The organism is Arthrobacter sp. MDT1-49-2 (assembly GCF_059090185.1).
The window spans coordinates 171385-189573 of record NZ_JBNHFK010000008.1 but is presented as its reverse complement, the minus strand read 5'-3'; the positions used below and the strand labels follow the sequence as shown (position 1 = coordinate 189573).

General features: G+C 66.9%; 18 protein-coding genes and 1 riboswitch. Of the genes, 7 read left to right on the top strand and 11 right to left on the bottom strand.

Translation table 11 applies throughout. The features are described from left to right. Window positions 1–58: 58 nt before the first annotated feature. Window positions 59–604, top strand: a complete 546-nt coding sequence (locus AC5RTS_RS12680; protein ID WP_493992392.1) for an inorganic diphosphatase — start codon at window positions 59–61, stop codon at window positions 602–604. Window positions 605–694: 90 nt separating this feature from the next. Here the strand turns inward: AC5RTS_RS12680 and AC5RTS_RS12675 are convergent, their stop codons facing one another. Beyond that, window positions 695–904 carry a hypothetical protein gene (locus AC5RTS_RS12675; RefSeq protein WP_493992369.1) on the bottom strand — a complete coding sequence of 70 codons (210 nt, stop codon included), beginning with the start codon at window positions 902–904 and terminating at the stop codon, window positions 695–697. Window positions 905–1040: 136 nt separating this feature from the next. Here AC5RTS_RS12675 and AC5RTS_RS12670 point away from each other — a divergent pair, with 136 nt between their 5' ends. Next, on the top strand, window positions 1041–1676 hold the full coding sequence (locus AC5RTS_RS12670; protein ID WP_493992368.1) for a hypothetical protein: 636 nt from the start codon (window positions 1041–1043) through the stop codon (window positions 1674–1676). 77 nt (window positions 1677–1753) lie between these two features. On the opposite strand, the gene AC5RTS_RS12665 is transcribed toward AC5RTS_RS12670, so the two are convergent. Both AC5RTS_RS12665 and serS read right to left on the bottom strand, forming a co-directional pair. Continuing rightward, window positions 1754–2593 (bottom strand): HAD family hydrolase, encoded by an 840-nt coding sequence (locus AC5RTS_RS12665; RefSeq protein WP_493992367.1) that lies wholly within the window; start codon window positions 2591–2593, stop codon window positions 1754–1756. A gap of 124 nt (window positions 2594–2717) precedes the next feature. Then, window positions 2718–3992 carry a serine--tRNA ligase gene (gene serS / locus AC5RTS_RS12660; protein ID WP_493992366.1) on the bottom strand — a complete coding sequence of 425 codons (1275 nt, stop codon included), beginning with the start codon at window positions 3990–3992 and terminating at the stop codon, window positions 2718–2720. A 67-nt stretch (window positions 3993–4059) separates the two neighbouring features. On the opposite strand from serS, the gene AC5RTS_RS12655 reads away from it, so the two are divergent. Next, window positions 4060–5133 (top strand): diacylglycerol/lipid kinase family protein, encoded by a 1074-nt coding sequence (locus AC5RTS_RS12655; RefSeq protein ID WP_493992365.1) that lies wholly within the window; start codon window positions 4060–4062, stop codon window positions 5131–5133. A gap of 57 nt (window positions 5134–5190) precedes the next feature. Here AC5RTS_RS12655 and AC5RTS_RS12650 read toward each other — a convergent pair whose 3' ends face one another. From AC5RTS_RS12650 to AC5RTS_RS12635, 4 genes are read right to left on the bottom strand one after another with little or no spacing between them, the layout of a single operon-like run. Continuing rightward, entirely contained in the window at window positions 5191–5517 is a 327-nt protein-coding gene (locus tag AC5RTS_RS12650) for a hypothetical protein (protein WP_493992364.1), read from the bottom strand. A 35-nt stretch (window positions 5518–5552) separates the two neighbouring features. Next, window positions 5553–6527: a DNA topoisomerase IB gene (locus tag AC5RTS_RS12645; RefSeq protein ID WP_493992363.1), complete on the bottom strand. Its 975-nt coding sequence runs from the start codon at window positions 6525–6527 to the stop codon at window positions 5553–5555. A 48-nt stretch (window positions 6528–6575) separates the two neighbouring features. After that, window positions 6576–7556, bottom strand: a complete 981-nt coding sequence (gene pheA / locus AC5RTS_RS12640) for a prephenate dehydratase (RefSeq protein ID WP_493992362.1) — start codon at window positions 7554–7556, stop codon at window positions 6576–6578. After that, a complete protein-coding gene (locus AC5RTS_RS12635; protein ID WP_493992361.1) occupies window positions 7553–7879 on the bottom strand; it encodes a rhodanese-like domain-containing protein in 327 nt (108 codons plus the stop codon). The genes pheA and AC5RTS_RS12635 overlap by 4 nt, the downstream gene beginning before the upstream one ends. Window positions 7880–8039: 160 nt before the next feature. Between AC5RTS_RS12635 and AC5RTS_RS12630 the strand changes: the two genes are divergently transcribed. Next, on the top strand, window positions 8040–9422 hold the full coding sequence (locus AC5RTS_RS12630) for an amidase (RefSeq protein WP_493992360.1): 1383 nt from the start codon (window positions 8040–8042) through the stop codon (window positions 9420–9422). Between the two features lie 15 nt (window positions 9423–9437). Here AC5RTS_RS12630 and AC5RTS_RS12625 read toward each other — a convergent pair whose 3' ends face one another. Continuing rightward, complete coding sequence (locus AC5RTS_RS12625) at window positions 9438–10421, bottom strand: MsnO8 family LLM class oxidoreductase (RefSeq protein ID WP_493992359.1); 984 nt, start codon at window positions 10419–10421, stop codon at window positions 9438–9440. Between the two features lie 231 nt (window positions 10422–10652). On the opposite strand from AC5RTS_RS12625, the gene AC5RTS_RS12620 reads away from it, so the two are divergent. Together AC5RTS_RS12620 and AC5RTS_RS12615 are read left to right on the top strand one after the other, a co-directional pair. Beyond that, entirely contained in the window at window positions 10653–12122 is a 1470-nt protein-coding gene (locus AC5RTS_RS12620; RefSeq protein ID WP_493992358.1) for a peptide MFS transporter, read from the top strand. A 114-nt stretch (window positions 12123–12236) separates the two neighbouring features. Next, window positions 12237–12362: riboswitch (SAM riboswitch) on the top strand. A 16-nt stretch (window positions 12363–12378) separates the two neighbouring features. After that, on the top strand, window positions 12379–13584 hold the full coding sequence (locus AC5RTS_RS12615) for a cobalamin-independent methionine synthase II family protein (protein ID WP_493992357.1): 1206 nt from the start codon (window positions 12379–12381) through the stop codon (window positions 13582–13584). A gap of 44 nt (window positions 13585–13628) precedes the next feature. Here AC5RTS_RS12615 and AC5RTS_RS12610 read toward each other — a convergent pair whose 3' ends face one another. Then, window positions 13629–13988 carry a hypothetical protein gene (locus AC5RTS_RS12610; RefSeq protein WP_493992356.1) on the bottom strand — a complete coding sequence of 120 codons (360 nt, stop codon included), beginning with the start codon at window positions 13986–13988 and terminating at the stop codon, window positions 13629–13631. Between the two features lie 118 nt (window positions 13989–14106). Between AC5RTS_RS12610 and pgm the strand changes: the two genes are divergently transcribed. Next, window positions 14107–15738, top strand: coding sequence for a phosphoglucomutase (alpha-D-glucose-1,6-bisphosphate-dependent) (gene pgm / locus AC5RTS_RS12605; RefSeq protein WP_493992355.1), 1632 nt, complete (start codon window positions 14107–14109; stop codon window positions 15736–15738). Between the two features lie 97 nt (window positions 15739–15835). Here the strand turns inward: pgm and AC5RTS_RS12600 are convergent, their stop codons facing one another. Together AC5RTS_RS12600 and AC5RTS_RS12595 are read right to left on the bottom strand one after the other, a co-directional pair. Continuing rightward, window positions 15836–17269 (bottom strand): aldehyde dehydrogenase family protein, encoded by a 1434-nt coding sequence (locus AC5RTS_RS12600; protein ID WP_493992354.1) that lies wholly within the window; start codon window positions 17267–17269, stop codon window positions 15836–15838. Then, the gene (locus tag AC5RTS_RS12595; RefSeq protein WP_493992353.1) at window positions 17266–18138 is read right to left on the bottom strand and encodes an SDR family NAD(P)-dependent oxidoreductase; all 873 of its coding nucleotides are present in this window, start codon (window positions 18136–18138) and stop codon (window positions 17266–17268) included. The genes AC5RTS_RS12600 and AC5RTS_RS12595 overlap by 4 nt, the downstream gene beginning before the upstream one ends. Window positions 18139–18189 lie beyond the last annotated feature (51 nt).

Sequence of the window (18189 nt, the reverse complement as noted above, 5' to 3'; positions counted from 1 at the left end):
CAAGTCTTTCCAGTGGTTCCTCCGCGGGCCACGCCAGTGAGGAGTCACAATGTCCGACATGAAGCTCGACGTAACCATCGAGATCCCCAAGGGATCCCGGGTCAAGTACGAAATTGACCACGAAACCCACCGCCTGCGCCTGGACCGGGTCCTGTTCACCTCCATGGCCTACCCCACGCACTACGGTTTCTTCGAGAACACCCTGGGCGAAGACGGCGATCCGCTGGATGCCCTGGTCATGCTGCAGGACTTTGACCTGATGCCCGGCGTGCTGGTGGAATCCCGGCCCATCGGTGTCTTCAACATGGTCGACGACGGCGGCGGAGACGCCAAGGTCCTCTGCGTTCCGGTGGACCCGCGCTTCGACCACATCCAGGACATCTCGGATGTTTCCGACTACCTGCTGGATGAAATCAAGCACTTCTTCACCAAGTACAAGGACCTGGAGCCCGGCAAGTGGGTTGAGGCAGCCGACTGGGCCGGCCGCGAAGCCGCCGAGGCCGAGGTCAAGGCTTCCCTGGAGCGTTTCGAGGCACTGGGCGAAGGCAGCGAAGAGGACGAGGCCCAGGGCCGCAACGTCGACGCCGACCCGATCAACAACTAGCGTTTCGGCGCGCCGGCACTGCCGGCACGACGGCGGCTGTTCCTTCGGGGGCGGCCGCCGTCGGCGTTTAACGCGGCTTTTATCCGGAGATCAACGCCGCCGGTCCTGCCGGCGCGCCCACGCACGGGCATCGGAGGCATAGGTCCGTGAAGGAACGAGTGCCACTGCCACCGCGGCGGCAAGGACCACCCAGCTGGAGGTGAGCCATGCTGCCCAAAGTCCCAGCAGGATCACCCCGCCGGCAAACAGCAGCGGTATGCGGGAGGTGCGCTTCGGCCCGGAAGGCGGCGTGCTCATCATGCGCCGACCCTACCCCGGACCGAACGGGATTTCGTGGCCCGGGGGCAGGGGGACAGCCGTGGCGGCAGGGTCCGGGGTGCGGGCGCGCCGCAACCGAATTCGGTTGTTTGGCCGCGGCGTCTGCCATGCTGATGCCATGCATTTTGTGCTAACCATCAACCAGCGGGACTCGCGGGAGGTCGGGGACCTGGTCCCGGACCTGATCCGCACGCTGCGGCACCTGCCGGCGGCCGTTCCGTTCCAGCGCACCGTGGGCGATGAAGCCCAGGGGGTCCTGACCGACGCCGCCGCCGCCGTTGATGCTGCCCTGGCCGCCGTCCGGGAACACCGCTGGCACGTGGGCATCGGCGTGGGCGAGCTGGCGGTACCCCTGCCCGCTGATATCGGCGAAGCCCGGGGCTTCGGCCTGGTCTATTCACGCCGCGCCGTGGAACGTGCCCAGCGCAGCGGTGACCGGATTCCGCTGGCGGTGGAGGGACCGGACGCAGAGCTCGCGGGTGAGGCGGAGGCGGTCCTGCGGCTGCTCGGACTGATTGTGGCCGCGCGCACCGGTGCCGAATGGAAGGTGCTGGACCTGATGACTCCCGGCGCCCGCGGACAGCAGAAGTTCGTTGCCCAGGAACTGGGAATCACGGCGCAGGCGGTCAGCAAGGCGGTGGTCCGCTCGCACTGGTCCGAGGAATGGGCCACCCGCCCGGCCGCCGCCCGGCTGCTGGGGCTGGTCTACGGTCCGGCGTCCCTGCCGCCGGCCGCGCTGCCCTACGGCGTCTGAGCCTTATTCCGCCGCCGAAACCGTGTCCGGGCGGGCGGCTGTTCCCGGCTGTCCGGCTGGCAGGCCGCTCGCTGCAGTTAGGGCAGCAGGCTGGCCAGGACGCTCGCGGCGCCGTCCTCGTAGACCGTTCCGGTCACCTCTGAAACCACGGCCAGCACTTCATCGGGCGCCTGGCCCATGGCCACGCCCCGGCCCGCCCAGGACAGCATTTCAATGTCGTTCCGGCCGTCCCCCAGCGCCACGGTAAGAGCGGGATCCACGTTCAGGTGGCCCCGGACCTGTTCAAGGGCGCTGGCCTTGGTCACTCCGGCTGCCGCGATGTCCAGCCATGCCGTCCAGCCCACGGAGTAGGTAACCCCGTGCAGTCCGATGGATTTCACTGCCGAGCCGAATTCCTCAGCCGTGCTGTCGGTGCTGAACACCACCACCCGGACTGCCTCGGCGTCGAGAAGTTCGTCGAAGCCCACGGCAAGGGCCTCGGCACCGAAGCTGGCGTCCTGGAAGCGTTCAGTGGAAAGGAACCGGCCCTGGCTGTCCTCGAGGGCGAACTTGGCGGTGGGCAGTTTCTGCCGCAGGGCTGCCAGTGCCGGCTTCGGATCGAAGACCACCCGGTCCATCACTTCGTAACCGTCATCCAGTGCCGGGTCCAGCCGGAGCGTGACCGCACCGTTGGAGCACACGCAGTACCCCTCGGTCAGGCCCAGCAGCTGAAGGATGGGCAGGGCCGCCCCGTAGGAGCGGCCGGTGGCAACCACCAGGTGGTGTCCCGCGTCGGCTGCCGCCCGGGCAGCTTCGCGGACCCCCGGGGACATGTGCCCGTCGTGGTCCACGAGGGTGCCGTCCACGTCCAGGGCTACTAAGTGTCTTTTATCTGTTCTCTGCTGGTCTTCGATGCCAGCTGTGCTCAAAGTTGTCATCGTTTTATCTAAACAGATCGGTCAGCAACGGGGTAGGAGCACCGTCATGCACGCAGCCGCGAAGGACACAACGGCGGAAGGAGACCCCGGGCGCCCCGGGATCCCCTTCTTCGGTTCGGCAGGATCAGAGAACCGGCAGCACTTCCAGGCCGCCCAGGTACGGCTGCAGTGCAGCCGGCACGTTCACCGAGCCGTCGGGGTTCTGGTGATGTTCCAGGATGGCGACGATCCAGCGGGTGGTGGCGAGGGTGCCGTTCAGCGTGGCAACGGCGCGGGTGCCCTTGCCTTCGCCCTGGCGTTCGCGGATGTTCAGGCGGCGGGCCTGGAACGTGGTGCAGTTGGAGGTGGAGGTCAGCTCACGGTAGGCGTTCTGCGTGGGGACCCAGGCCTCGCAGTCGAACTTCCGGGCGGCGGACATGCCCAGGTCTCCTGCAGCGGTGTCGATGACGCGGTAGGGCAGCTCGACCTTGGCCAGCATTTCCTCTTCCCAGGCCAGCAGGCGCCGGTGCTCTTCGGCAGCATCCTCGGGACGGGTGTAGACGAACATTTCGACTTTGTTGAACTGGTGGACGCGGATGATGCCGCGGGTGTCCTTGCCGTGCGAACCGGCTTCGCGGCGGTAGCAGGAGGACCAGCCGGCGTAGCGGACCGGGCCGCCGTCGAGCTCGAGGATTTCATCGGCGTGGTAACCGGCCAGCGGCACCTCGGAGGTGCCCACCAGGTACAGGTCATCTTCGGCCAGGCGGTAGATCTCGGCGTCGTGGGCCACGTCAAAGCCGGTGCCCTGCATGGTCTCCGGGCGGACCAGGGTGGGGGTGATCATCGGGACGAAGCCGGCCTTCACAGCCTGGTCCATGGCCATGTTCAGCAGGGCCAGTTCCAGCCGGGCGCCGACGCCGCGCAGGAAGTAGAAGCGCGAGCCGGAAACCTTGGCGCCGCGCTCCATGTCAATGGCGCCGAGCATCTCGCCGAGTTCCAGATGGTCGCGGGGGGTGAAGCCCTCGGCGTCGAAGTCGCGCGGGGTTCCGACGGTCTTCACAACCTCGAAGTCATCCTCGCCGCCTACGGGGACGCCCTCGGAGACCAGGTTGGGGATCCGGCGCAGCAGCGCATCGGATTCGGCCTGAATGGCATCTGCTTCGGCGCCGGCGGCCTTGACCGCAGCGGACAGTTCCTTGACCTCGGCCAGCAGGGCCTGTTTTTCCTCGCCCTTGGCCTGCGCCACCCGCTTGCCGAAGGCATTCTGCTCGGCACGGAGGGTCTCGTAACGGGTCCGGGCATCACGGCGGGCGGCGTCAGCGGAGATGATCGCGTCCACAAGACTCTCGTCGGCCAGCCGGGCGCGCTGCGAGGCTCGGAATTTTTCAGGGTTTTCGCGGAGCTCATTTACATCGATCACGTCTCAAGAGTACCGAAAACCCGCCCGGGCATTGCTTCCCCCGGCGGCGGCTATTCTGGGAAGCACCATGCCCTTAGAAATAACCCTGTTCCTGGTCCTTGCCGCCGCCCTGCTGGCCTCCGCGGCAACCTGGGTCATTGTTGGCACCAGGATCAGGCGCCGGACCGCACGGAGCACGGCCATCTTTGCCCCCCGGGGGCCCGCGCACCAGCGGGTTGCCATGGTGATCAATCCGGTCAAGACGCTGGCACCGCAGGCCCGGTCGCTGCTCGAGTCCGCGTGCGAGCTCGCCGGCTGGGATCCGCCCCTCATCCTGGAAACCACCGTGGACTCCCCCGGTTATCTGCAGGCCGTGCAGGCACTGCAGTCCGGCGCCGACGTGGTGCTGGCTGCCGGCGGCGACGGAACGGTGCGCGAGGTGGCCCGGGCCGTAGCGCACTCCGGCGCTCCGCTGGGCCTGATCCCCCTCGGCACCGGCAACCTCCTCGCCCGCAACCTGGACATCTCGGTGGCAGATCTCAGCGGGAACATCCGCAATGCCCTGCACGGGGATGTGCGCAGGATCGATATGGCCACCATCCGGCTGGCGGATGAAACCGCCGGCGAGTCCTCCCGCAATGCCTTCCTGGTCATGGGCGGAATCGGCCTGGACGCCGAGGTGATTGCCGCCACCCGGGACGATTTAAAGAAACGCGTGGGCTGGCTGGCATACAGCGAGGCCGGCGTCCGCCTGCTTCCCGGGCGGCGGACCAGGATGACCGTCAGCATTGACGACGGCCCGGCCGAGTCCCTGAAGGTGCACAGCGTACTGGCGGCGAATACCGGCAGGCTCCCCGCCGGAATCGATTTCATTCCGGACGCGGTGGTCGATGACGGGCTGCTGGACATCATCATCATGAGCCCGCGGAGCGTCCTGGGCTGGGCCTGGGTGGCAGGGAAGGTAATGACCCGCTATCCCAAGGACCTGCCGGTGATCCGCCATCACCGGGCCCGGAAGGTGACGGTCACGGTGGCCGAACCCACGCAGACACAGCTCGACGGCGACCTCACCGGAACGGCAACGTCAGTTACGTTCCAGGTGGATCCCGGGGCCCTGCTGGTGCGGGTGCCGCCGTCGCCGGTACCACCCGCGGGCCGCTAGGAGAGGGCATAGAAACGGCGCTGCGCCCGCGGGTGCAGCGCCGTTTCCGGGCAGAACCTACTTGCCGTCCTGGGTGCCTTCGGAGTCGGTGTAACCGCCTTCGCGGTCCCTGTCCGTCCGGGCGCCGTCAGCGTCGGTGTACTTGCCCTCTTCGTCGGGCAGGGAGGACTTGGAGGACTGCTCGCGGATCAGGGCTTCCTCCTCGGCGAACCGGATGTCGTTCCCCTGGTCCCCCACGTCGCCGCGGTAGTTGTCGTCATTCGTGGATACACCACTGGGCTTCGGGTCTTTGAGCTGTTCTTCTTCTTTGGGGTACTCGCTCATGCCGGCACCTTCCTTCTTGGGGTGGTTGTCCAGTGCGCCAATACTGCGCGCGCCTTCCATCAGCATACTTATTGTCACCGCCGAGGGAAACCCGGTTAATCCTCGAGCATCAGGCGGACAGCGGTCTCAGACGCCGAGAATCCGGCAACCGGGATCACCTCACCGTCGAAGAACCGGTCCACCACACGCGGGTCGATATATGACTTCCGGGCAATGGCCGGGGTGTTCCCCAAGTGCTCGGCCACGTCGCGTGCGGTGGCGGCCACCGCCTGCTGCCGGGCCCGCTTGGTACCGGCCTCCGGCGCCAGCCGGGCCAGGGACATGGCTGCCACCACGGTTGCCTGCCAGGTCCGGAAATCCTTGGCGGTGAAATCCCCGCCGGTCACTTCCTTCAGGAAGGCGTTCAACTGCGCGGCATCAACGCTGTGCCATGCGCCGTCCGCGCCCACATACGCCAGCGCCGTGTCTGCATCCGGGCGCCGCAGCATCGGTGCCAGCGCTTCGGCCAGGTCGGCATCCCTGATGGAGGTATGCCATTCCTGGCCGCTCTTGCCCGGGAAATCGAACCGGACTTCATCCCCGTCCAAGCGGACGTGTTCAATGCGCAGGGTGGTGGTGCCGTAGGAACCGTTGGCCGCGGCATACCGGGTACCGCCGACCCGAAGCGCTCCCGCGTCGACAATACGGAGGGCGGCCGCCAGGGCCCGCTCCGCACCGTTTCCGCCGGCACGAAGGTGCTTGGTGATCAACCTCCGTGCCGGCGGCAGGGACTGGGCAAAGGCCAGGGCGCGGTCAAACTTTTCGCGGTCCTTCATTTCCCGCCAGTGCGGGTGGTAAATGTACTGCTTGCGCCCGGCGCCGTCCGTTCCGGTGGCCTGGATGTGCCCGTTGGGATAGGGGCTGATCCAGACCTCCGTCCAGGCCGGCGGAATCGCCAGGTTCCGGATCCGGGCGAGAACCTGCCGGTCCGTGATGGTGTTGCCGCGGATATCCCGGTAACTGAATCCCTTGCCCCACCGCCTGCGGGAGTAGCCGGGATGTTCGCAGTTGCTTCGACGCAGCCGGGCCATGGCGCATCCCCTCCCTGAGGCGGCCCCAATGGCCGCGCGTGTCTGGCTTTAGTATCCGTTCAGGAGGGATTGGAGCCAAATGTCGGCATCCCGAAAGGCTTCGTCACTGGTATGCCGCGACACTTCGGGCTCGCGCCGGTCCGCCCGCGGATAGGACCCCAGGAACCGCAGTTCGGGACTGATCCGGTGCAGGCCCTTCAGTGCATCCGCCATCCGGGCATCAGCCACGTGGCCGTCCGCATCGATGCTGAAGAAATAGTCGCCCAGGAACATGCCCGTGGGCCGGGATTCAATCCGGCTGAGGTTGACGCCGCGGGTGGAGAACTGTTCCAGGATTTCCATCAGTGCACCGGGATGGTCTTCCGGCAGAGGAATGACGAGGGTGGTCTTATCCGCCCCGGTCGGTTCCGGAAGGAGTCCGGGAAGGCTGATCATCACAAACCGCGTGACCGCATCACGGACATCGCCGATGTCCTCGCGCAGCACGTCCAGCCCAAGCCGTTCGGCCACCAGCGGAGCACAAATCGCCGCGTCGAAGGCCGGTTCCTCATGTGCCAGTTCCACTGCGGCGGCCGCCGTGGAGGAAGCCGGAATATATTCCGCAGACGGAATATTCGCTGCGGCCCATTCCCGGCACTGCGCCCAGGCATGGGTGTGCGTGGACACGGTGCGGATATCCGCCAGGCTGATGCCGGGACGCGCGGCCAGCACGAAGGTAATCGGCACCAGGATTTCATGCAGGATGCGCAGCGAAGTTCCGGCGGAAAGTGCGTCAAGCGTGGCGCTGACGCCGCCCTCAACGGAGTTCTCGATGGGCACCACGGCCGCATTGGCCTGGCCGGAGCGCACCATTTCCAGGGCGGAGTTCACACTGGGCGCGGGGATCCGCACCGCGTCCTGTGCCCCGGGGACACGGAGCAGCGCTGCTTCCGTGAAGGTTCCCTCCGGCCCGAGGTAGGTGTACACCACCGTTTCCCCCTGCGGGCCCGCGTGGTGCGGCGCAGCCGCAGTGTCAGCAGCGTGCGTCATTTAACGGTCGGTTCCTGCCCGTTGTCCGAAACCATGGGCTTGCCGGCCTCGAGCCAGGCTCCCATGCCGCCGTTGACGTTCACGGCGGAGTAGCCGTGAGCGTCCAGCCACGCGGTGGCGCGGGCGCTCCGGCCGCCGGTGCGGCAGATGACGGCCAAATCCTGGTCAGGATCCAGATCATCGAGGCTGTCGGGCAGCCGGTCCAGCGGAATGTGGATGGCGCCGTCAACGTGTCCGGCTTCCCATTCGTAGTCTTCCCGGACGTCCAGGATTTTGGCACCCTCGGGGATGGTGTCTACGGATACGCTCTGCATTTCACTCATTGCTGCCCTAACTCTCGAATTTCCCGGACCGGTACCGGCCGTCGCCGCTCCGGCAGGCGGAGACATCCGCGGCTGTCCGCAGCGGGCGGTTTTCTCCAGCCTATAGTGGGACGCGGTCCGAGAGAACAAAGACCAGATCAGTACGCACCGGAGGTTTGTAATGCCCGCTCCCCACGACCTGACCGCTCTCGACCTGCGGAACGCCCTGGCCTCCGGTGAGCTCGGCGCCGAGGAAGTCACCTCCCATTACCTCCGGCGCATTGAGGACCAGAACCCGGCGCTGGGCGCCTTCCTGACCCCCACACCTGAACTTGCCCTTGCCGAAGCCAGGGCCGCCGACACGCTGCGGACGCAGGGCGGCGCCCTGCCGATGCTGCACGGGATGCCGTTGGCGCACAAGGACCTGACCGACGTCGCAGGGGTGCGCACCACGATGGGCAGCGCTGCCCTCACTCCGTGGGTGGCAGAGGCAGACGCACCGCTGCCCGCTGTCCTCCGCCGGGCCGGCGCCATCAGCCTGGGCAAAACCCAGGTACCGGAGTTCGGGTTGAGCAGCTACAGCGAAAACCGGGTAGGCCCTCCTGCCCGCAACCCGCGGGACGTCCGGCTCAGTCCCGGCGGCTCATCCGGCGGCAGCGCCGCAGCTGTGGCCGCCGGCCTGATTCCTTTCGCGCCGGGGACCGACGGAGGCGGGTCGGTACGCATTCCGGCAGCCGCCACCGGCCTGGTGGGCCTGAAACCTAACCGCGGCCGGATCCCGGCAGGCTCGGGCCAGCAGGACCTGGGCCAGTTTGTCGTGGCCGGCCCGATCGCCCGCACGGCGGCGGACGCAGCCCTGCTGCTGGACGCGATGGTCAGCGAACCCAACCACCGGGCCACCAGCGCCGCAGCCTCCGCGAACCCTTTCCTCACCGCCGCTCTGCGCGCGGAGGGCAGCTTCCGGATTGGCATCAGCACCCGCTCACCGTTCGAATCCCGGCTGGACATCACCCTGGATGCCGAAGCGCTGCAGGCGCTCGACGCCGGTGCGGCTGCCTTGGCGGCTGCGGGCCACGAGATGGTGGAGACGGACCTGCGCTACGACGAGCGGTATCCGGATGCGTTCGAAGTGGTCTGGACGGCGTCGCTGGCCACGGCCGAGCTGGCTCCGGGCCGCGAGGATGAACTGACCGAGCTGGCTGCCACCATGCGCCGACGGGCCCGCTCCCGCACTGCCGCGGATCTGGTGTCCGCCATCGATGTCCTGCGCACCTTCGAAACCGACACCATCCGCCAGTACAGCGCCTATGACATGATCCTCACCCCGGCACTGGGCATGACGCCCCGGCCCGTGGGCTGGTACACCGACGCCGGTGCAGACGAGGACTATGCGCGGCAGTGCCGGTATTCGCCCTTCACCTCAATGGTTAATGTGTGCGGGCTTCCCGCCATCTCCATTCCGGTGCTGGAAACGCAGGACGGACTGCCGATGGGCATCCAGCTGATCGGCCGGCCGGGGGCCGAAGCCGATCTGCTGGCCGTTGCGGCCCAGCTCGGGCACTAGACGGCAGCGGCCGGTTCAGGAGGAGGCCAGCTCCGCGAGCAGCCGGTCGGATTCGAGCTGGCCGTCAATGTCGAAGGCACCACCGGTGGCCAGCACCTCGTCCGCCCCGGTTGCCTCCAGGAGCCCCCCCAGGCCGCGGCGCACCTCGAGCGGCGTGCCGCAGATCGAATCCGCCAGGACACCGCGGACCAGGTCCTGCCGGCGGTCCGGGCCCGCCACCGTGCCGTCCGTGGCGGCCAATGCCGGGAACACGCCTCTGGTCCGGGAATCCGCCAGGGCATTGGCCTCGGGCAGCAGCAGCTCGGTAGCCGCACGGGCTGTGGCGGCAACCGCCACGTTCACCGCAGCCAGCACGTAGGGCCGGGGGAACCGGCGGGAGGGACGGAACGCCTTCCGGTACCGTTCCAGGGCGGATTCCGGGGAGCTCCGGAACAATGCGGGTCCGCCCAGAACCAGTCCGAGACCGGCCCGGGCCGCTATGTCGGCGCCGGCCCCGGTGGCCAGGACATATACGGGCGTCTGCCCGTGGTCCTGCGGCCTGGCGGTGATGGATGCCGTTCCGTCCAGGTACGCGAGCAGTTCGGCCAGATGTTCCTCGAACTGTTCGGCATCGGCCTTCCCGGCACGCAGCGCCCGGCGTACGGCCGAGGTGAAACCCACGGAGCGTCCCACCCCCAGGTCTATGCGGCCCGGATGCAGGGCGTTGAGGGTGGCGGCCTGTTCCGCCACCACGAGCGGCTGGTGGTTGGGCAGCATCATCCCGCCGGAGCCGATGCGGATGCTGCGGGTACGGGCGGCAAGGGCGGCCATCAGCACGGCAGGCGCCGAGCCGGCGATGCCCGCGACGGCATGGTGCTCCGCCACCCAGAATCGCTTGAACCCCAGTTTTTCGGCCGTCTCGGCCCGTTCGGCCACCGCCTGCAGGGCATGGGCCTCGGAATTGCCCTCCCGGGAGTTGGCCCGGTCCAGGATGGAGACGGGGATATTCAGACTGGCCATACCGGTGCCAACTCCGTGCCGGTCCGTGGAATTCCGGTACGCCTCTAGGCAAATCAGTGCCCGGACACCAAATCCGAGCGTAACGGGGGCAGCCAAGCACGTAATCTCGCCAAAATCGAGCCGCAGATGGGTGACCTTTGGCACACCTTGAAATGAATCCTTCCCGGTCGGGGGCGGATTAGTCCGGATTGAGGGGGAGCTCACTGGCCCGGGGAGTGGCACGATTAACTGGTGAGCCATACCCCCAGTAACCCAGGCGTCCAAGAAGCGCGTAAAACCTTCTTCGGCCATCCCCGGATGTTGGCCAATCTCTTCAGTGTCGAGCTGTGGGAACGATTCTCGTTCTACGGCATGCAGGGCATCCTGCTGTACTACATGTACTACTCGGTCACTGACGGCGGCCTCGGCATCGACATTGCCGTTGCCACCTCGCTGGTCGGCGCCTACGGCGGCGGTGTCTACCTCTCCACCATTCTTGCTGCGTGGCTGGCCGACCGCGTTCTCGGATCCGAGCGCGTGCTCTTCTACTCCGCCGCCGTGGTGATGCTCGGCCACATTGCCCTGGCCGTCCTGCCGGGCACGCCCGGGCTGGCAGCGGGCCTGATCATGATTGCCCTCGGTTCCGGCGGCGTCAAAGCCAACGCCACCTCCCTGGTCGGCACCCTGTACGCGGAGAAGGATGAACGGCGTGACGCCGGGTTCTCCATCTTCTACATGGGCATCAACCTGGGTGCCCTGGTGGGCCCCCTCCTGACCGGTCTTGCCCAGGTGGAGCTCGGCTTCCACTACGGCTTCGGCCTCGCCGCCGTCGGCATGGCCATCGGTCTGGTCCAGTACGGAATGACCCGCAAGTACCTGCCCGAGACCGCCCACGAAGTGGCCAATCCGCTGCCCCGGCAGCAGTACCTCAAGGTTGGCATCTACGCGGCGGCCGCCGTCGTCGTGATTGTCCTGGCCGTGGTGTTCGGCGTCCTGAGCGCCGGCAACCTGGCCGTGGTGATGGCCATCGTGGCCATCCTCGCCGCCGTCTCCTACTTCGTCATCATCCTGGGCAGCAAGAAGGTCAACAGGCTTGAACGCCGCCGGGTCTACTCCTTTATGCCGCTGTTCATTGCCAGCGCGGCATTCTGGGCCCTGTTCCAGCAGCAGTTCACCGTAGTGGCCATCTACGCCGATACCTCGCTGGACCGCACCATCCTCGGCTGGACCATGCCCCCGAGCTGGGTACAGTCCATCAACCCGGTCTTCATCATCATCTTCGCGGCGGTTTTCGCCGCGGTGTGGACCAAAATGGGTGACAAGCAGCCGTCCTCCCCGCTGAAGTTCGCGCTCGGCCTGGCGGTCATGGGCCTGGCGTTCCTGGCCTTCATCCCGTTCTCCGGCGGCGGCGCCAACAGCACCCCGCTGATGGCCCTGGTGGGCATCCTGCTGCTGTTCACCTTCGCGGAGCTGTTCATCTCCCCGATCGGCCTGTCTGTGGCCACCAAACTGGCACCGGAGGTTTTCCGGACCCAGATGGTGGCACTGTTCTTCCTCTCGGTTTCGCTGGGCACCACCCTGGCGGGCTGGCTGGCGCAGTTCTACAGCACGGACACGGAAGTCAGCTACTTCATGTTCAGCGGCATCACCGCCATTGTGCTGGGCATCGCCCTGGCTGCGGGCACCCCGGCCATCAAGAAACTCATGGGCGGCGTGCGCTAAGGGCACCCCCTCGCATAAAGGACGGCGGCTCCCGGATTATCCCGGGGCCGCCGTCCTTTTTCGGTCCGTCATGTTCTTGGCCCGTGCCCCACCCCGTGGTTAGGATGGCACCAGCTTCAGGAGACACGGCCGCCAAGCTCCGACTTGGCCGTGCACCAACCCCATGCTTCACGGGTGGTTCGGATGACGAAGCGGCCCGCTCCGCCTTTTTCAGGCATCCGGTGCGGGCAAGAGCACGAATTCCCAGAGGATTCCCATGCGTAAAAGCACTGACCGTATTCTGACCACCCATGCCGGTTCCCTCCCGCGCACTCCCGAACTGCTGGCCGCCAACGCCGCGCGGGAGGCAAACCCCGCCGACACGGCCGGCTATGCCGAACTCCTGCAGGCCGCCGTCGCGGACCTGGTGCGCCGCCAGCAGCAGGCGGGCATCGACATCCCCAACGACGGCGAGTACGGGCACGCCATGTCCTCAGCAGTGGATTACGGCGCCTGGTGGTCCTATTCGTTCGCCCGGCTCAGCGGCCTGAGCGTGGCGGAGACCGGCATCTGGGAGATGGAGCCGGTCCGTTCGGAGCCGGGCAAGGTGGTCCTGACCAGCTTCGGCGACCGCCGCGACCGCCAGCGTTTCTCCGCGGCCTATACCGATCCCTCCTCCGGCATCACCACCGGCAAACAGAAGGTCTTCCCGAAAGTCACGGGTCCGGTGAAGTACACCGGGCACGACGCCGTGGCGGGGGACATTGCCAACCTCAAGGCCGGCCTCGCGGCGGCGGACCTGACGGAAGGCTTCCTGGCCTCGCTTTCCCCCGGCTCCTGTTCCCGGATTGCCAACGAGTACTACGCCACGGAGGAGGAGTTCATCTACGCGTGCGCGGACGCCATGCGGGAAGAGTACAAGGCGATTATCGACGCCGGGCTGATTGTCCAGATTGACGATCCGTCCATTGCCGAGAACTGGGACCAGATCAACCCGGAACCGTCGGTTCAGGACTATCTGCGCTTCACGCAAATCCGCGTGGAGGCGCTGAACTATGCGCTCCGCGGCCTGCCGGAGGACCGGATCCGCTTCCACCTGTGCTGGGGCTCCTGGCACGGTCCGCACACCACGGACATTGAGTTCCGCCACCTGGTGGACACGCTGCTGAGCATCAATGCCGGCGGGTACAGCTTCGAGGCGGGCAATGTCCGCCATGAGCACGAATGGCGGGTCTGGGAGGACACCAAACTGCCGGAGGGCAAGGTGATCATTCCCGGCGTCGTTTCCCATGCCACCAACCTGGTGGAACATCCGGAGCTGGTGGCGGACCGGATTGAACGCTTTGCCCGGCTGGTGGGGCGGGAGAACGTCATCGCCTCCACGGACTGCGGCCTGGGCGGGCGGGTGCATCCGCAGATTGCCCAGGCCAAGCTCGAAGCACTGGGCGAAGGTGCGCTGCTGGCCAGCGCCCGCCTCTGGTAAGCCGAACCCGTCAGGTTGTCCGTGCGGCCGGCACGCATCGCGCGTCAGCGGTCCAAGCCAGCGCTCACCAATATCAGCATCCCGGCGGCGGCGGACAGGAGGCCCAGCGCGGCGACGGTGGTGAACACCGTCCCGCCCTCCTGCCGCCGGCCGCGGGCCAGCAGGACGCCGGCGGCCGTCCAGGCCGCCGCGAAGGTGAGGACCGGCAGGATGCCGCCGGTAAACCCTGCCGCATGCGAGGCCCATCCCGGCAGGGCGAATGCGGCGCGCTGGGTCCAGAAGAACCAGAAAACCGGTGCGGCACAGAAATACGCCATGTTCAGCAACACCACGGCCGCGACGGTGCTGCGGCGCAGGGCACGGGGACGGACGCGTCCGGAGGCTGCGCTGCCCTGCACTGCCATGCCTGCCCCCTCCCTGCCGGTCCTGCTGCTGCGTGGACTGAGCATACGGGGTCGGCGGCGCATAGACGCGTAGCGGTCCGTCTGCCGTCCCCGGTGTTTCTTTGGCATGCTTAGGGGTATGTCTAATCGTGCAGGCAACCGTGCCGAACCTTCCGACCTTGTAGACCTCACCGCGCTGTTGGACGCCTATTACGACGTCGCACCGGATCCTTCGAACATTGCCCAGCGGGTGGCGTTCGGTACCTCCGGCCACCGGGGTTCCTCCCTTAACGGCGCCTTTAACGAACGGCACATTGCCGCCATCACGCAGGCGATCGTGGAGTACCGCACCTCGGCCGGCATCACCGGGCCGCTGTTCATGGGCAAGGACACCCACGCCCTTTCCGAGCCGGCACAGAACACCGCCCTGGAAGTGCTCGCCGCCAACGGCGTGAACGTGCTCATCGATGCGCGCAACGGGTTCACGCCCACTCCGGCCGTCAGCCACGCCATCCTGAAGTACAACGCTTCCCGGACCGACCAGGCCGACGGCATTGTGGTCACTCCGTCCCACAATCCGCCCGCAGACGGCGGGTTCAAGTACAACCCGCCCACCGGCGGTCCCGCGGGATCGGACATCACCAACTGGGTGGCGGACCGGGCCAACGAGCTGCTTGAGGCCAATCTGGACGGTGTGAAGCGCATTCCGCTGGGCGAAGCCCGTCTGGCCGATTCGGTCGGGACGTACGACTTCCTGCAGAACTACGTGCAGGACCTCCCCTCGGTGCTGAACCTGGATGCCATCCGCAGTGCCGGCCTGCATATCGGCGCCGACCCGCTGGGCGGAGCGTCGGTGGATTATTGGGGCGCCATTGCCGAAGCGCATCAGCTGAACCTGACAGTGGTCAATCCCAACGTGGATCCGCAGTGGGCGTTTATGACCCTGGACTGGGACGAGAAAATCCGGATGGACTGCTCCTCCCCCTATGCGATGGCCTCCCTGATTGCCCGCGCAGACCAGTACGACATTGCCACCGGCAACGACGCCGACGCGGACCGGCACGGCATTGTCACCCCTGACGGCGGGCTGATGAATCCCAACCATTACCTCGCCACGGCGATCGATTACCTGTACCGCAACCGGTCCGGTTGGAGCAGCGATGCCATGGTGGGCAAAACCCTGGTCTCCTCCTCCATGATCGACCGGGTGACGGCTGATCTGGGCCGGGTCCTGATGGAGGTGCCGGTGGGCTTCAAGTGGTTTGTGCCCGGCCTGCTTTCCGGCGAGACGGCCTTCGGCGGCGAGGAATCCGCCGGCGCTTCCTTCCTGCGCCTGGACGGCAGCCCCTGGAGCACCGACAAGGACGGCATCCTGCTGGCCCTGCTGGCCTCGGAGATGACGGCCGTCACCGGCAAGACACCGTCCCAGCGGTACCGCGAACTGACGAACACATTCGGGGATCCCGAGTACGCACGGGTGGATGCCCCTGCCACACGGGAGCAGAAGGCGGCGCTGGCCAAGCTCTCGCCGTCGGACGTCACCGCCACCACGCTGGCCGGCGAGGAGATCACCGCCCGGCTGACCGAGGCTCCCGGCAACGGAGCGCCCATCGGCGGGCTGAAGGTAACCACGGAGAACGCCTGGTTTGCCGCCCGCCCGTCCGGTACCGAAGATGTCTACAAGATCTACGCCGAGTCCTTCAAGGGCGAGGAACACCTGCATCAGGTGCAGGCCGAAGCCAAGGCCATTGTGGACGGCGTGATTTCCTAGCCGCTCGATGCGCCTGCGGGCAAACACAGGGAAGGGGTGCACCCGCGGGTGCGCCCCTTCCCTCTGTTTAACGCCTGTTCCGCGTTCCCCGGCCGGCCTAGAGCAGCCGGCGAAGGATCCGTTTCTTCAGCCCGGTGTAGGGCGGGTAGGCGAACCTGAGCGTGTCCAGCAGGGTGCCCTTGGTGAACACCGGGCGCAGCTGGCTGAAGGTGTCGAAGGAGTACTTGCCGTGGTAGGCGCCGGTACCGCTGGCCCCGGCGCCGCCGAAGGGCAGCCCGGGTACGGCCAGCTGCACGGTGCTGGCATTGTGGTTGATGCTGCCCGCCCGCACACCGTCCTCGAACTCGGTGCGAGCGGCCGCCGAACCGGTGTACAGGTAGGCGGAGAGCGGCACCGGCCGGGCATTGATGAATTCCATGGCTTCAGCCAGGTTCTTCACCGTCAGCACCGGCAGGATAGGCCCGAAGATTTCCTCCTGCATCACGGGCGACTCCGGATCCACGTCCGTGAGGATAGTGGGTTCCAGGTACCGGGTGTCCCGGTCGCTCCGGCCGCCCGCCAGCACAGTGCCGCTGTCCAGGAGGCCAACCAGCCGTTCCCAGTGCTGTTCATTGACGATCCGGCCGTAGTCGCGGCTCTTGGCCGGATCCTTGCCGAACAGTTCGGCAACCGCCTTCACCAGGTGCTTCTTCAGCATCGGCGCGGCTTCTTCCGTTACCAGCACATAGTCCGGTGCCACGCAGGTCTGTCCGGCGTTGAGGAACTTGCCGAAGACCAGTCTCCTGGCGACACCGGCCCAGTTCCCGTCCAGCACCACGGCCGGGGACTTGCCGCCCAGCTCCAGGGTGACCGGTGTCAGGTGCTCGGCCGCGGCCTGCAGGACGATGCGCCCCACACGCTCCCCGCCGGTAAAGAAGATCGAATCCCAGCGTTCCTTCAGCAGCGCGGTGCTGACGTCCGGGCCGCCCTGGACCACTGCGACGGCGTCGGAATCCAGGTAGCGGGGCACCAGGTCCGCCAGTACCGCGGACGTTGCCGGGGCCAGTTCGCTGGGTTTGAGCACGGCGGCGTTGCCCGCAGCCAGCGCACCCACCAGGGGTGCCAGTACCAGCTGCACGGGGTAGTTCCACGGCCCGATGATCAGTACCACGCCCAGCGGCTGCGGCTGGGTCCGTGCCGATGCCGGAGCCAGGCCCAGCGGCACCGGGACCCGGCGGCTGCGGGTCCATTGTTCCAGGTGCTTCAGGGCGTGCTGCGCCTCGGCGCGGACCAGTGACAGTTCCGTGACGTAGCTTTCCAGCGGGTTCTTGCCCAGGTCCGAGGCCAGGGCGGCCGCAATCTCCTGCTCGCGCTCACGCATCAGCCGGATGAGGGCCTTGAGCTGCTCCCGCCGCCACTCGAGCGGCCGGGTGCCGCCGGCGGCGGAGGTTTTCCGCAGCCGGCCCAGAACCTGGGGCACCGCAGCAGGTGAACCGTCGGCCGGGGTTCCGGCAACGGATGAATCAGTGAACGCCGACACCAGTTCGCTCATGCCCGGCTCGTTTCCTTCCGTGCTTCGGTGCTGCCTGCTGCCGGTTTCCGGCCGGTGAAGTGGTCCATGGACTGGTAGACCTTGAAAACGCGTCCGGCCACCACATCCCAGGCCGGCTGCGGCAACACGTTTCGCAGGGCACTGCCCAGGGCAACGGTCCACGGCAGCTGGATCCGGGCCTTGCCCGCCAGCAGTGCGGTCCAGGCCTTATCCACCACGTACTGCGGTTCCATCAACGGCGTCAGCAGCGGGCCCCGTGCGCCTTCGAACATGCCGGTCTTGATGTAGCTCGGAATCAGCGTGGTGACTGCCACATGCCCGTTGCCGGATTCGTTCAGTTCCAGCCGCATGGAATCGCTCCAGCCGATGACTGCCCACTTGGACGCGGTGTACACGCTCATTTTTGGCACGGAGAGGGTGCCGGAAGCCGAGGCCACGTTGAGGATGCGCGCCGGGGTGCGGCGTTCAATCATGCCCGGCAGGAACGCGCGGGTGACCTGCATCGGGGCGAGGGTGTTCACCTGCATCACGGCGTCGATGTCCGCCTCGGGGGCGTGTTCCCAGAAGTACTTGCCGCGGACAATACCCGCGTTGTTGATCAGGACGTCAGGGACTCCGACCTCGCGGATCACCTGCTCGGCGGTGGCTTCAATGTCCGGCAGCGAACTTACATCCACCGCGTACGGATAGATGGCGGAGGCACCCTGCTCCCGCAGTTCGGCCGCGGTTTTCTCCAGGGCATCGGCGTTGAGGTCCCACAGCACCACTGCACCCGCGCCTTCGCGGACGGCACGTTCGGCATAGAGCCGGCCCATGCCCATTGCTGCACCCGTAATGAGAACCACGCGTCCTGAAACTGAAATGCTCATGCTGCTCCGTTGTCCGATCGGTCTGATATTGAAAGCCTGTACCGCTGCGCG

What these genes read in the sequence shown, in the direction of transcription:
- AC5RTS_RS12615 (WP_493992357.1), top strand. Translation starts at nt 12,379, where the DNA reads ATGCGTAAAAGCACTGACCGTATTCTGACCACCCATGCCGGTTCCCTC.
- AC5RTS_RS12600 (WP_493992354.1), bottom strand. Translation starts at nt 17,269, where the DNA reads ATGAGCGAACTGGTGTCGGCGTTCACTGATTCATCCGTTGCCGGAACC.
- AC5RTS_RS12665 (WP_493992367.1), bottom strand. Translation starts at nt 2,593, where the DNA reads ATGACAACTTTGAGCACAGCTGGCATCGAAGACCAGCAGAGAACAGAT.
- AC5RTS_RS12595 (WP_493992353.1), bottom strand. Translation starts at nt 18,138, where the DNA reads ATGAGCATTTCAGTTTCAGGACGCGTGGTTCTCATTACGGGTGCAGCA.
- AC5RTS_RS12650 (WP_493992364.1), bottom strand. Translation starts at nt 5,517, where the DNA reads ATGGAAGGCGCGCGCAGTATTGGCGCACTGGACAACCACCCCAAGAAG.
- AC5RTS_RS12675 (WP_493992369.1), bottom strand. Translation starts at nt 904, where the DNA reads ATGATGAGCACGCCGCCTTCCGGGCCGAAGCGCACCTCCCGCATACCG.
- AC5RTS_RS12655 (WP_493992365.1), top strand. Translation starts at nt 4,060, where the DNA reads ATGCCCTTAGAAATAACCCTGTTCCTGGTCCTTGCCGCCGCCCTGCTG.
- AC5RTS_RS12625 (WP_493992359.1), bottom strand. Translation starts at nt 10,421, where the DNA reads ATGGCCAGTCTGAATATCCCCGTCTCCATCCTGGACCGGGCCAACTCC.
- AC5RTS_RS12630 (WP_493992360.1), top strand. Translation starts at nt 8,040, where the DNA reads ATGCCCGCTCCCCACGACCTGACCGCTCTCGACCTGCGGAACGCCCTG.
- AC5RTS_RS12670 (WP_493992368.1), top strand. Translation starts at nt 1,041, where the DNA reads ATGCATTTTGTGCTAACCATCAACCAGCGGGACTCGCGGGAGGTCGGG.
- pheA (WP_493992362.1), bottom strand. Translation starts at nt 7,556, where the DNA reads ATGACGCACGCTGCTGACACTGCGGCTGCGCCGCACCACGCGGGCCCG.
- AC5RTS_RS12635 (WP_493992361.1), bottom strand. Translation starts at nt 7,879, where the DNA reads ATGAGTGAAATGCAGAGCGTATCCGTAGACACCATCCCCGAGGGTGCC.
- AC5RTS_RS12680 (WP_493992392.1), top strand. Translation starts at nt 59, where the DNA reads ATGAAGCTCGACGTAACCATCGAGATCCCCAAGGGATCCCGGGTCAAG.
- AC5RTS_RS12610 (WP_493992356.1), bottom strand. Translation starts at nt 13,988, where the DNA reads ATGGCAGTGCAGGGCAGCGCAGCCTCCGGACGCGTCCGTCCCCGTGCC.
- pgm (WP_493992355.1), top strand. Translation starts at nt 14,107, where the DNA reads ATGTCTAATCGTGCAGGCAACCGTGCCGAACCTTCCGACCTTGTAGAC.
- AC5RTS_RS12645 (WP_493992363.1), bottom strand. Translation starts at nt 6,527, where the DNA reads ATGGCCCGGCTGCGTCGAAGCAACTGCGAACATCCCGGCTACTCCCGC.